We start from the raw sequence: 11867 nt of genomic DNA, 5'->3' as shown, positions 1-11867 counted from the left end.
GACTTCACCGCATGGGTACGCCTCTGGGCGACTTCGTCCGTGCGAAGCGCGACAGCATCCAGCCGGAGTCCTTCGGCCTGCCCGATCATGGCCGGCGCCGCTCACCGGGCCTGCGCCGGTCGGACGTGGCCGCCCGCGCGGGGATCAGCGTCGAATACCTCACCCGCATCGAGCAGGGACGCGACCGTAACCCGTCCCCCGCGGTGGTGAAGGCGCTCGCCGACGCCCTGAGCCTGGACGCCAGGGAGCGCAGCCACCTGCGTTACCTCGTGAAGATCACCGGCGGGGAGTGCGCCGGTCACCGGCGGCCGGCGCCGCCGAACCGGGAGGTCCGGCCCACGGCGCTGGCGACCCTCCGGCTGCTCGAACCAGCGGCCGCGTTCGTCACCAACCGGCTCGGCGACGTGCTGGCGTACACGAGCGGGTTCGAGCTGGTCGTGCGCGGACTCGGGCTGCTCGACACCGAGCCGGCGAACCTGACCCGCTACGTGTTCACCGATCCGCGCGCCCGCCGGTTCCTCCCCGAGTGGGACCAGGTCGCCGACGAACAGGCCTTCGACCTCTGGCTCGGGCCGTCGGCGGAAACCGCCGAGTGGTTCCGGGCCGAGCTCGCCCCGGTGGCCGGGCCGGAGTTCACCCGGCGGCTCAACCGCCAGCTGCCTCCGGCGCAGGTCCCGCTGCGGATCGACCACCCGACCGGGCACGAGCTGCGCTGGCACCGGGAGAAGCTGGAGCTGCCGAGCATCGACGCGCAACAGCTCGTCGTCCTGCTACCCGCGGACGAGGCGACGGCGCACGCCGTCGAGCAGCTCCGGCACCGGCCGCGCGGCCATCTCCGCTCGGCGAGCTGACGCCCCGCCGCCTCCCCGGGCGTCAGTCGGCCTGGCAGGTGGCGCACCAGTAGAGGTTGCGGCCGGCCAGCTCCCCCCGGCTGACCTCGGTGCCGCAGACGTGGCAGGGCGCGCCGGGGCGGCGGTAGACGTACACCTCGCCGCCGTGCCGGTCGACCCGGGGCGCGCGGCCCATCGCCTCCGGCAGGTGGATCTCCCGTACGGTGTCGATCCGGCCCCGCTCGACCGCGACGGTCATCAGCGCGACCAGGTCGGCCCAGAGGTCCCGCCAGCCCGCCGGGCTCAGCTCGCGACCGGGCAGGGTGGGCGGCAGGCCGGCCCGGAACAGCGCCTCGGTCACGAAGATCAGGCCGGTGCCGGCCACCACCGACTGGTCCAGCAGCAGCGCGGCCAGCGGGGTGGCGGCGCGCCGGATCCGCGCGTACGCGCGGTCCGGGTCGGCGTCGGGGCGCAGCGGGTCCGGGCCGAGCCGGTCACGCAGCGCGGCGACCTCGGGCGGGGTGAGCAGCTCGCAGGCGGTGGGGCCGCGCAGGTCCAGCCAGTGGGTGTCGCTCGACAGCCGCAGCCGGATCTGGCCGACCGGGGGCGGCGGCTCGCCGGGGCCGTCGGTGATCCTGCCGTAGAGCCCGAGGTGCACGTGCAGGGTCAGCTCGCCGGCGTGGTGGTGCAGCAGGTGCTTGCCGTACGCCTCGGTGCCCTCTAGGACGGTGCCGGTGAGCCGGGCCGCGCCCTCGGCGAAGCGGCCCTGCGGGCTGGTGGCGTGCACCTTGTCGCCGGCGAAGAGCTCGGCGTGCCGCGCCGCCAGGCGGTGGATGGTGTGTCCCTCTGGCACGGGGCAACGGTAGCCAGCCCCGCTCCCCCGCGCCATCGGAGCTGCTCCGACGGCGACGTGGACCGATCCCGACCAGCGGTCATCGCGCTCCGCGGGACGTCATTGCATCGACTTCCGTCGACTGCCAGACTGGTTCCAGCCGCGCTCGGGAGCCAGTGCGAGCAGCTCGATCTCAGCAGGAGAGCGACGCGCGGGGTGGTGAGCCACCCGGCGCCGGGCCGTCCTCTCCGGCAGTCCGCCGTGTCAGCACGCCGCCCACCGTCCGGGCCGGCTGAGCGCCGCGCACCGCCGTGCGCGACCCAGGAGACGCAGATGCTTCGTACGCTCGGAGCGGCACTTGCCGCCACCCTCGCCCTGACCGGCTGGACCGGCACGGCCGGTGCCCAGTCGCCCGCCGCCGCGACGCCCACGCCCACCCTGGCGTGCCCACCGGCGCTGCCGGTCAGCGGCCAGGTGACCGGCGCCACCACCACGAGCCTCACCGTCACCTACTGGATGCTGCTCAGCCCGCCCTGCGGCTACGACCCGCCGATGGTCGTCAGCCTCTTCACCGACCGGGCGGACGCCGAACAGTGGCGCAACTCCGCGGCCGAGGCCGTCACCGGGCCGGAGCGCTCCGGGACGGTGACCATCGGCGGGCTGCTGCCCGACACCGCCTACTGGTTCCGGTTCAGCGACACGGCGGGCGTGCGGGACCCGTACGTGATCGGCGGGCCGGCCCGGACCCTGCCCACCTGCACCGCGACGGCCAAGATCGACAGCGGTTGGCCCGGCGGCTTCATCGCCACGGTCACCGTGCGCAACGCCGGGACCGAGCCGGTCCCGGGCTGGCTCGTCTCCTGGCGGTGGTCCGGTGACGAGCGCATCCAGGCGCTCTGGGGCGGGGTGGCCGAGGGCAGCGGCCCCGACGTCGCGGTCCGCAACGCCTCCTACAACGGGATGCTGGCACCCGGTGGCTCGGCGACGTTCGGCCTGCTCGTGGCGGCCAGCGTGGTGCCCGATGGCATCACGCCGAGCTGCGGCCGGTGATCCGGATGAGCAGAAGGGGACGGCTGCTGGCGCTCGGGACGGCGCTCATGCTGGCCGTGTGGACGGTGGTCGGGCCGACCACGGGTGCGCTGGCGGCGCCGGTGACCGTCACCAACGGCACGCAGTTCACCGACACCGGCGGCGGCGTGGTGCACGCCCACGGCGGCGGCATCCTCAAGGTCGACAACTACTACTACTGGTTCGGCGAGAACCGCAATCCGGACAACACCTTCCGGGCGGTCTCCGTCTACCGCTCCACGGACCTGCGCACCTGGGAGTTCCGCAACAACGTGCTGACCCAGTCGTCGGCCGCCGAGCTGCGGATCGCCAACATCGAGCGGCCGAAGGTCATCTACAACGCCGCCACCGGCCGGTACGTGATGTGGATGCACAAGGAGAACGGGTCGGACTACAGCGAGGCGCGGGCCGCCGTCGCCTCGTCGGCGACCGTGGACGGCGACTACACCTACCACGGCAGCTTCCGGCCGCTCGGGCAGCACATGTCCCGGGACATCACGCTCTACAGCGACAACGGCACCGCGTACATGATCTCGGCCGCCGACGAGAACTACGATCTGAACATCTACCGGCTCACCTCGGACTACCTCGGCGTCGCCGGCCTGGTGGGCAACTTCTGGGACGGCGCCCACCGCGAGGCGCCCGCCATGTTCAAGCGGGGGAGCACGTACTTCCTGCTGACGTCGGGAGCGACGGGCTGGAGCCCGAACCAGGCCAGGTACGCCACCGCGTCGAGCATCTCCGGACCGTGGAGCGGCTGGACCGACGTGGGCAACAGCACCACCTTCAACTCCCAGCCGGCCTTCGTGCTGCCGATCCAGGGCAGCTCGACCACCAGCTACCTCTACCTGGGTGACCGTTGGGCGGGGGCCTGGGGCGGCCCCGTCGGCGACTCGCAGTACGTGTGGCTGCCGATCACCTTTCCGTCCAGCACCAGCATGAGCCTGACCTGGTACCCGTCCATCACCATCGACACGGCCACCGGGACGATCACCGGCAATTCGCCCACCTACTACCGCATCACCGCCCGGCACAGCGGCCGGGTGATGGACGTGGTGGGCAACTCCACGGCGAACAACGCCGAGGTCAAGCAGTGGGCCTGGAACGGTGGCGGGAACCAGAGGTGGGAGTTCCAGGACGCCGGCGGTGGCTACTTCCGCCTCGTCAACCAGAACAGCGGCAAGTGCCTCGACGTCGCCGGCGCGTCCACCGCCGACGGCGCCAACATCATCCAGTACACGTGCGGCGGCGGCACCAACCAGCAGTGGCAGTGGGTGGCCCTCGGCAGCTACTTCCAACTCCGCGCGCGGCACAGCGGCAAGTGCCTGGACGTGGTCAACGCCGGCACCGGTGACGGCGCGGACATCCAGCAGTACACCTGCGGCGGCGGCACCAACCAGCAGTGGTCCCGCGCACAGCCCTGACGTCCGGCGCCACCGCCCTGCCGACGCCGGCCGGAGGGCTGCCATCCGTCGACGGGTGTCGACTTCCACACGCCTGGGTACCTCCTGACTGTCATGCGCGTCCTGCGCGCCTGGATCAGGAGGTGTCAACGTGAAGATTTTGTCCCGCCGGAACCCTCCGGCGCGCAACACGGATGTGAACGGCGACGGCGTCGTGGACGCCCGCGACGAGAACACCGCCGCGGACGGCGCGGACGGCCGGCCGGTGGCGACCGACCGCGACGCCGAGCGGACCACGTACCGCAGCGGCGCGACCGCCACCGACGCGGACCGGGCCGCCGACGCGGACCGGGCCCCCGACGCGGACCGGGCCCCCGACGCGGACCGGGCCGCCGACGAGCGGGCTGCCGAGGCCGGGCGGGTCGGCGGCGCGGCGCGCACCGGCGAGACGGCGCAGCGGCCGGCCCCGGCGCGGCCGGCGACCAGCCGCCCGTTGAGCACGAGCGTTCAGCGCGTCGACCCGGACCCGGCACCCGAGCGCACCGTGGACCTGAACGGGGACGGCCGTCCGGAGCGGCCCGTCGACCTGGACCGGGACGGCCGACCGGACCGTGAGCTGGACCCGGCGCTCACGAAGAAGCCGCGAGCCAGCCTGCTCGCCACCCTCGGCCTGATCGTCTCGGTGGCCGGCGCGCTGTTCGTGCTGACCGGCACCCTCGCCGGGTACGGCATCGGGCTCGGCGCGGTCGGCGCGGTGCTCTCCGTGCTCGGTCTGATGGCCACCCGCCGCCGGCACATCGCCGGCAAGACCGACGCGCTGATCGGCATCGTCGCCGGTCTGGCCGCCGTGGTGCTCGGCATCGTGGCGATGACCGGCCAGTTCGACTGGCCGACCACGGATGGCCAGTGGGTGGACCGGTTCCGCGGGTGGCTTGACTCACAGTTTGCCAACTGGTTCTGACGGGCACTGTTCGGCTCGCCGGCGCAGCGCCGGCCCGCCCGATCAGCTCTGGTGGTTCACCAGCCGGGCAACACCTCTTTCGGGGGCGGCGGTTCGCCGCCCCCGAAGTGTGTCCGGGGTCGGCTCCGCCGCGGCCCCGCCCTCGCGGGCGTCGAGCAGTTCCTCCCAGTGCTCCCGGGCCCAGGCGCAGGCGACCTCCATCGGACCGAGCAGGCTGCGGCCCAACGGGGTCAGCTCGTACTCGACCCGCCGGGCCTGGGCGCTCCGCCGGATCAGGCCGTCCGCCGCCAGCTTGCGCAGCGACCGGGTGAGCACCTTCGCGGTGACGCCGCGCAGCGGCACCCGCAGCTCGGAGAAGCGCCGGGGACCGCCCTCGAGACAGCGGATGACCATCCCGGCCCACTTGTCCCCGAACCGGATCGGCGACAGGTCCGACGGGCGACCGGGTCGCCGGGCTGGCGGCCGGGCACGATGCGGCGGTGCACGCGGCGGCGGACCTCACCGCCGCGCCCGACGTCTTCTTCCCGGCGGCGGGCCGGGCGTGCTGCCGACCATGGACGGCGTGCCGCTGATGGACACCCCTGGGTACCCGCAGGAGTACCGCGCCTTCTACCTGGGGCACGCGGCGGGGACCGAGGTGCTGCGCCGGGAGGGGGCGGGCGTCGACTGGCTGGTGCTCAGCCCGGCCGGTGACTTCGATCACGGCGGCGCGCCCACCGGCCGGTACCGGTTCGCGCCGGCCGAGGCGGCGAGCCGGATCACGTACGCGGACCTGGCCGTCGCCCTGTTGGACGAGATCGGGACGCCCCGGCACCGGCACCGCCACCTGGGCGTCGAGCGAGCCTGACCGGCGACGCAACGATCCACCGCGAGAAGCAGCCCACACGCAACGATCCGACGCCGTACGCAACTTCTCGCGGTGGATGTCGCCGGCCCGGGCCACATACCGTTGGACCACGGCGCCAGCCCGTGGGCCGACCGTGGCCGGGCGCGCCCGACCCCTGGGAGCACGACATGACGATGGACGCGACCCGCCAGCGCTTCCTGATGTGCCGGCCGACGTACTTCGCCGTCGACTACGCGATCAACCCGTGGATGGACCCCACCGCCCCGGTCGACGCCGACCTGGCGATCCGGCAGTGGGAGCGGCTCCGCCAGACCTACGTCGACCTGGGCCACGAGGTCGAGCTGATCGACCCGGTGGCCGGCCTGCCGGACATGGTCTTCGCCGCCAACGGCGGCACGGTGATCGACGGCAAGGCCATGGCGGTGCAGTTCCGCGACCCGCAGCGCGCCGACGAGGCCCCCGCCTACCGCGCCTGGTTCGAGGCCGCCGGCTTCGAGATGCACGACCCGAAGCACGTCAACGAGGGTGAGGGCGACGTCCTGCTGGCCGGCGACCACCTGCTCGCCGGCACCGGGTTCCGCACCGCGCACGCCTCGCACGCCCAGCTCCAGGAGGTGTTCGGCTACCCGGTGATCACCATGCAGCTGGTGGACCCGCGCTTCTACCACCTGGACACCGCGCTCACCGTGCTCGACGAGCGGACCGTGGCGTACCTGCCGGAGGCGTTCTCGCCGGGCAGCCGGGCGGTGCTGCGCCGGCTCTTCCCGGACGCGATCCACGCCACCATGGCCGACGCCGAGGTGCTGGGGCTGAACGCGGTCAGCGACGGGCGGCACGTGGTGCTCCCCGCCCAGGCCACCGACCTGGCCGCCAAGCTGCGCGACCGGGGCTACGAGACCATCGGGATCGACCTGTCCGAGCTGCGCAAGGCCGGCGGCGGACCGAAGTGCTGCACGTTGCGACTCCGTCAGGGAAAGGCAGTCAAGTGATCGTCGACGACATGCTGCGGACGCCGTCCGCGGTCCGCGAGGCGGAGCGCCACACGGCGCACAACTACCACCCGCTGCCGGTGGTGATCTCCTCCGCCGAGGGCGCCTGGCTGACCGACGTGGACGGCCGCCGCTACCTGGACTGCCTGGCCGGGTACTCGGCGCTGAACTTCGGCCACCGGCACCCGAAGCTGATCGAGGCCGCGCACGCGCAGCTCGACCGGCTCACCCTCACCAGCCGCGCCTTCATCCACGACCAGTTCGCCGACTTCTGCCGCGAGCTGGCCGCGCTGTGCGGCAAGGACCTGGTGCTGCCGATGAACACCGGCGCCGAGGCGGTCGAGACCGGCATCAAGGTCGCCCGCAAGTGGGGCTACCAGGTCAAGGGCGTCACCCCGGGCCAGGCCAACATCGTGGTCGCCGAGGGGAACTTCCACGGCCGGACCACCACCATCGTCAGCTTCTCCACCGACGAGGACGCCCGCGCCGACTTCGGGCCGTACACCCCGGGCTTCACGGTGGTCCCGTACGGCGACCTGGCCGCGCTGACCGCGGCGATCGACGAGAACACCGTCGCCGTGCTGCTGGAGCCGATCCAGGGCGAGCAGGGCGTCGTGGTCCCGCCGGAGGGCTACCTGCCGGGCGTCCGCGAGGTCTGCACCGAGCGCAACGTGCTGTTCATCGCCGACGAGATCCAGTCGGGCCTGGGCCGCACCGGCGCGACGTTCGCCTGCGACCTGGAGGGCGTCGTCCCGGACATGTACCTGCTGGGCAAGGCGCTCGGCGGCGGCATCGTCCCGGTCTCCGCGGTCGCCGCGAACGCCGACGTGCTCGGCGTGCTGAAGCCGGGCCAGCACGGCTCGACCTTCGGCGGCAACCCGCTGGCCTGCGCCGTCGCCACCGAAGTGGTCCGGCTGCTCGCCACCGGGGAGTTCCAGCGGCGCTCCGCCGAGCTGGGCGAGCGGCTGCACGCCGGGCTGCGCGGGCTGATCGGCAAGGGCCTGGTCGCGGTCCGGGGCCGGGGCCTCTGGGCCGGGCTGGACATCGACCCGGCGCTGATGACCGGCCGGCAGGCCTGCGAGCGGCTGATGGAGCGGGGCGTCCTGGCCAAGGACACCCACGGCTCGACCATCCGGCTGGCCCCGCCGCTGGTGATCACCGAGGAGGAGATCGACCACGCGGTGGCGCAGCTCGCCGCCGTGCTGGCCGGCTGACCCCGTACGCGACAGGGCGCCGGGACCGCGACGGTCCCGGCGCCCTTCGTCGTCGGCGTCAGGGACGCGGCAGCCGCATCGCCATGGTGGGCGCCTCGGCCATCACCGAGGTCGGGCTGAACTTGGCGTCGCTGGGCAGCTCGTCGGCCCGGCCGACCTGCACGCCCGGGTAGAGCTCGACGATGTCGCCCTCGGCGAGCACCCGGGACTGCTGCGGGGCGAGCGCGAGCCGGTCCGCCTCGGCCATCGAGCCGCCGGGGCGGACGCCGGAGCCGTTGGTGCTGGTGTCGGTCACGATCACCTCACCCACTCTCAGCTCGAACCGGACGTGGCTGCGGCTGATCCACCGCCGCGCCTCGTCGTTGAGCCACTGGCCGAGCACGATGCCGTCGGCCGGGTCCGGCGCCCGGCCGACCAGCACCGGCTGGGTCTCGGTGAGCACGAACCGCCGCCGCACCAGCCCGCCGATCCGGACCGCCAGCACCTCCGTACGCGGGCGCGGCCCGGCGTCGCCGAGCCGGGCACCGTGCCGGGGACAGGTCGGCACGCCGTTGCGCAGCGACGGTGGCGGCTGGCCGGCCGGGGCGCGGTCCACCCGGGCCAGGTCGGCGAAGGCGCCCCCGCCCCCACCGCTGCCGAAGAGCGCGCACCCGGGCTCGGGGCAGCGCCACTGCCGGGCCAGCAGCTTCACGCCGACGGGCGAACGGCCGCCGGCGGCCGGACTCTGCCCGCCGCCGACGTGGGCGATGAAGACCGGCCCGCCGGCGCCGGGCACCGGGGCGAGCACCCGCCCGGCCTGGCCGAGCCACGGGTAACGGCCCTGCAGGCCGTCGAACCGGACCCGGCTGAGCACCGGCAGGCCGAGCAGGTCGGCCACCTCCAGCACCCGGTCGCCGGGCTGGTCCAGCACCTCGACCAGGCCGTCGTCGGCCCAGCGCCGGACCACCATCCGCTCGTTGGAGGTCAGGTCCGCGTCGGAGAGCAGCGCCCGGTGCACGATCGCGTAGACCGGGACGCTGTCCTCACCCAGCTCGCGGGCGAGGGCGTCGATCACCATGCCGAGCCGCAGCAGGCTGGCCGGCCGCCCGCCGTCCAGGTCCTGCCAGCGGATCACCTCGGCCAGGTCGACCACGGCGCGGGCCAGCGAGGGGTCGGTGGTGACCCGCCCCTCGATGGCGTCCAGCACCTTGCTGATCTCGAATCTCATGCGGCGCTCCGGACGATGTCGTCGATCCGCCGGGCCGGGGTCGACCCGCCCGGTTCGTCCCGCACCGCCTCGGCGGTGAGCACGTCTGCCATGCGACGACCCTACCGGCAGCGGCCCGCGTGGCCTGCTCAGGCACGTGCCGGCTCGTCCCGGGATCACTCCCGGCGCAGCTCGCGGCCCACCTCGTGCAGGTGCGCCAGGCCCTGCCGGTACGACTCGACCAGCCCGGTCTCCACGTACGGGATGCCCTGTTCCGCGCAGTACGCCCGGACGATCGGTTGCGCCCGGCGCAGGGCGGCCCGGGGCATGTTCGGGAACAGGTGGTGCTCGATCTGGTAGTTCAACGCGCCCAGCGCCACGTCCACGAACCGCCCGCCCCGCACATTGCGCGAGGTGATCACCTGCTTGCGCAGGAAGTCCAGGTCGTCCTCGGCGGTCGGCATCGGCATGCCCTTGTGGTTGGGGGCGAACGCGCACCCCATGTAGAGCCCCCACAACCCCTGGTGGACGGCGACGAAGAGCAGAGCCTTGCCCGGCGACAGCACCGCGAACAGCAGGCCGAGGTAGCCGACGGCGTGCGCGAGGAGCAGCAGTCCCTCCACCGCACGATGCCGGACCGGGGTGCGCCAGCGGCCGCCCGGTTCCCGGCCCACCAGGGCCTGGACGCTGGCCACGTGCAGCGCCAGCCCTTCGAGCAGGAGCAGCGGGAAGAACAGCCACGCCTGCCGCCGGGCCAGCCACCGGCTCAGGCCACGGGTCGCCGCCGCCTGCTCGTACGTCCAGACCAGCGCGCCCGCCCCGACGTCCGGGTCCTCGTCGGTGTGGTTCGGGTTGGCGTGATGCCGGTTGTGCTTGTCCACCCACCACCCGTAGCTCAGCCCGACGGCGAGGTTGCCGGCGACCAACCCGACCAGCTCGCTGGGGCCGCGCCGGCGGAACATCTGCCGGTGCCCGGCGTCGTGCCCGAGGAACGCCACCTGGGTGGTGGCCACCGCCATCCCGGCGGCCAGCGGCAACTGCCACCAGGAGTCGCCGACCGCCACCACCAGCGCCCAGCCGGCCAGGAAGGCGCCCAGGGTGAGCGCGATCCGGAGCGCGTACCAGCCCGGCCGGCGGTCGAACAGTCCGGCCTCGGCGACCCGGCGGGACAACCGTGCGTAGTCGCTGCCCCGCCGGGCCGGTGGTGCCGTCAACGTCGATGAGGTCATCCGATCCCGCTCCCCGGCTTCCGTCGGTCGCGCCGGCGGCGCGACTCTCCGTCACCGAGTCTGGCCGGATTGGTCGCTCTGGGTAATCCCGGCAACCCCCCAACCCGCGGTGGTGCTAGCCCTACCCCATCCGGCCGACCAGGGCGCGCAGCCGGGCCAGGTCCCGCCGCCGCCGCTCGTAGGTGGCCGCCAGCCCGATCAGCGCCAGCCCGCCCAGCCCGAGGAAGATCCACCGGGGCAGCAGGTCCCAGCCCCGGGCCAGTTCGTGCAGCGCGAGCGGCACCAGGGCGGCGGCGCCCAGCACGACCGGCGCCTGCCAGCGTCGGGCCGCGCCGGCGAGCACCGCGGCCAGCGCGACCACGCCGAGGGCCAGCCGACGCCACGGCTGCGGGTCCGACGCCGCCACCACCGACACCAGGCTGGGCAGGAGCGCCGCCGCCAGCCCCGGCCCGAGCGCGAGCCAGCTGTTCAGGCCGGGCCGGGTGCGCAGCGCCACCAGCCCGGCGGCGAGGGCCAGCGCCGCCGCCGGCGCCGTGTACGCCTCCAGCACCGCCACGCCACCGGCGGCCAGCAGCAGCCAGCCGCCGAGGAGTTCGCTCCCGCCGGCCACGGCGGCGAGGGCCCGGCGTCCGGCCGGCGACTCGCCCCGGCGGAGCACCCGTACCGCGACAGCCACGCCCCACAGCACGCAGACCGCGGCCGCGTGCCGCAGCGCGCCGCCGGTCAGCAGCAGCGCCAGCACGGCCGCCGCCTGGGCCGCCGCCTCCAGCGCCGCCGATCCGATCGCGCCGGCCCGCGAGCCGCCGTTCGGCCGCAGCAGCGGTACGGCGTGCAGGACCAGCGCCGCCACCGCCAGGACGGCGAACGCGGCGGTCCGTACCGGCTGCCCGGCGGCGAGCGTGGCGGTCACCGCGAAGCCGGTGGTCGCCGCCACGGTCGCCAGCCAGCCGGCCAGCCGGATGCCGGCGGACCGGCCGGCCACCCCGGCGACGGCCGCGGCGACGACCAGCGCGCCGAGCCCGACGAGCGTCCCGGCCCGGGTGGCGAGGAGCCCGCCCAGCCCGGGCAGCACCAGCACGGCCCCCAACGGCAGGGCCACCGGCAGCAGCGCCGGGCGCGGCGGCGCCAGCGCGGCGACCAGCAGCGCGCCCAGCCCGGTGCCGAACACGACGGCCGGCACCACCGGCCAGGGCACGCCCGCGGCGGCCAGCAGCACCGGCAGGGCGACCGCGACGAACGGCGAGGCGGCCAGCGCGGGGAACCACCACCCGCCGCTCGACGCCGCGCCGCGACCCGGGGCGGTCCCGC

Annotated in this window: 12 protein-coding genes; 7 read left to right on the top strand and 5 right to left on the bottom strand. The window is 74.5% G+C overall.

All coding sequences use genetic code 11. From position 1 onward, the window contains the following. Positions 1–851, top strand: an 851-nt coding sequence (locus EFE23_RS25745) for a helix-turn-helix domain-containing protein (protein WP_309226351.1), incomplete at its 5' end; no start/stop codon positions are given. A gap of 22 nt (positions 852–873) precedes the next feature. On the opposite strand, the gene EFE23_RS25740 is transcribed toward EFE23_RS25745, so the two are convergent. Further along, positions 874–1683: an Fpg/Nei family DNA glycosylase gene (locus EFE23_RS25740; RefSeq protein ID WP_123243482.1), complete on the bottom strand. Its 810-nt coding sequence runs from the start codon at positions 1681–1683 to the stop codon at positions 874–876. A gap of 312 nt (positions 1684–1995) precedes the next feature. On the opposite strand from EFE23_RS25740, the gene EFE23_RS25735 reads away from it, so the two are divergent. From EFE23_RS25735 to EFE23_RS25725, 3 genes are all read left to right on the top strand, one after another. Further along, positions 1996–2712, top strand: a complete 717-nt coding sequence (locus EFE23_RS25735; RefSeq protein WP_123243481.1) for a cellulose binding domain-containing protein — start codon at positions 1996–1998, stop codon at positions 2710–2712. Between the two features lie 5 nt (positions 2713–2717). Next, positions 2718–4154, top strand: coding sequence for an RICIN domain-containing protein (locus EFE23_RS25730; protein WP_123243486.1), 1437 nt, complete (start codon positions 2718–2720; stop codon positions 4152–4154). A 130-nt stretch (positions 4155–4284) separates the two neighbouring features. Further along, a complete protein-coding gene (locus tag EFE23_RS25725) occupies positions 4285–5094 on the top strand; it encodes a DMT family transporter (RefSeq protein WP_123243480.1) in 810 nt (269 codons plus the stop codon). Positions 5095–5136: 42 nt separating this feature from the next. On the opposite strand, the gene EFE23_RS25720 is transcribed toward EFE23_RS25725, so the two are convergent. Continuing rightward, entirely contained in the window at positions 5137–5514 is a 378-nt protein-coding gene (locus EFE23_RS25720) for a winged helix-turn-helix transcriptional regulator (protein ID WP_255421179.1), read from the bottom strand. Positions 5515–5635: 121 nt separating this feature from the next. Here EFE23_RS25720 and EFE23_RS25715 point away from each other — a divergent pair, with 121 nt between their 5' ends. The 3 genes from EFE23_RS25715 to rocD all read left to right on the top strand — a co-directional run bounded on the left by EFE23_RS25715 (position 5636) and on the right by rocD (position 8144). Then, positions 5636–5941 carry an NAD(P)-dependent oxidoreductase gene (locus EFE23_RS25715; protein ID WP_199737231.1) on the top strand — a complete coding sequence of 102 codons (306 nt, stop codon included), beginning with the start codon at positions 5636–5638 and terminating at the stop codon, positions 5939–5941. 173 nt (positions 5942–6114) lie between these two features. Beyond that, the gene (gene ddaH, locus EFE23_RS25710; protein WP_199737233.1) at positions 6115–6930 is read left to right on the top strand and encodes a dimethylargininase; all 816 of its coding nucleotides are present in this window, start codon (positions 6115–6117) and stop codon (positions 6928–6930) included. Next, a complete protein-coding gene (gene rocD, locus EFE23_RS25705; RefSeq protein ID WP_199737232.1) occupies positions 6930–8144 on the top strand; it encodes an ornithine--oxo-acid transaminase in 1215 nt (404 codons plus the stop codon). The genes ddaH and rocD overlap by 1 nt, the downstream gene beginning before the upstream one ends. Before the next feature lie 58 nt (positions 8145–8202). Here the strand turns inward: rocD and EFE23_RS25700 are convergent, their stop codons facing one another. The 3 genes from EFE23_RS25700 to EFE23_RS25690 form a co-directional block, all read right to left on the bottom strand. Next, a complete protein-coding gene (locus EFE23_RS25700) occupies positions 8203–9351 on the bottom strand; it encodes an FHA domain-containing protein (protein WP_123243484.1) in 1149 nt (382 codons plus the stop codon). Between the two features lie 155 nt (positions 9352–9506). Further along, a complete protein-coding gene (locus EFE23_RS25695; RefSeq protein ID WP_123243477.1) occupies positions 9507–10559 on the bottom strand; it encodes a fatty acid desaturase family protein in 1053 nt (350 codons plus the stop codon). 121 nt (positions 10560–10680) lie between these two features. Continuing rightward, positions 10681–11867: SCO7613 C-terminal domain-containing membrane protein (locus tag EFE23_RS25690; RefSeq protein WP_369410331.1), on the bottom strand; the 1187-nt coding region annotated here is incomplete at its 5' end.

Origin of the sequence: Micromonospora solifontis, assembly GCF_003725545.1 — a bacterium.
Lineage (GTDB): Bacteria > Actinomycetota > Actinomycetes > Mycobacteriales > Micromonosporaceae > Micromonospora > Micromonospora solifontis.
Note: the sequence above shows the minus strand (reverse complement) of the source record. Positions and strands in the feature narration are given on the sequence as shown.

Excerpts from the sequence above, each read along its gene's own strand:
- EFE23_RS25735 (WP_123243481.1), top strand. The coding sequence starts at position 1,996 with ATGCTTCGTACGCTCGGAGCGGCACTTGCCGCCACCCTCGCCCTGACC.
- EFE23_RS25730 (WP_123243486.1), top strand. The coding sequence starts at position 2,718 with ATGAGCAGAAGGGGACGGCTGCTGGCGCTCGGGACGGCGCTCATGCTG.
- ddaH (WP_199737233.1), top strand. The coding sequence starts at position 6,115 with ATGGACGCGACCCGCCAGCGCTTCCTGATGTGCCGGCCGACGTACTTC.
- EFE23_RS25700 (WP_123243484.1), bottom strand. The coding sequence starts at position 9,351 with ATGAGATTCGAGATCAGCAAGGTGCTGGACGCCATCGAGGGGCGGGTC.
- EFE23_RS25695 (WP_123243477.1), bottom strand. The coding sequence starts at position 10,559 with ATGACCTCATCGACGTTGACGGCACCACCGGCCCGGCGGGGCAGCGAC.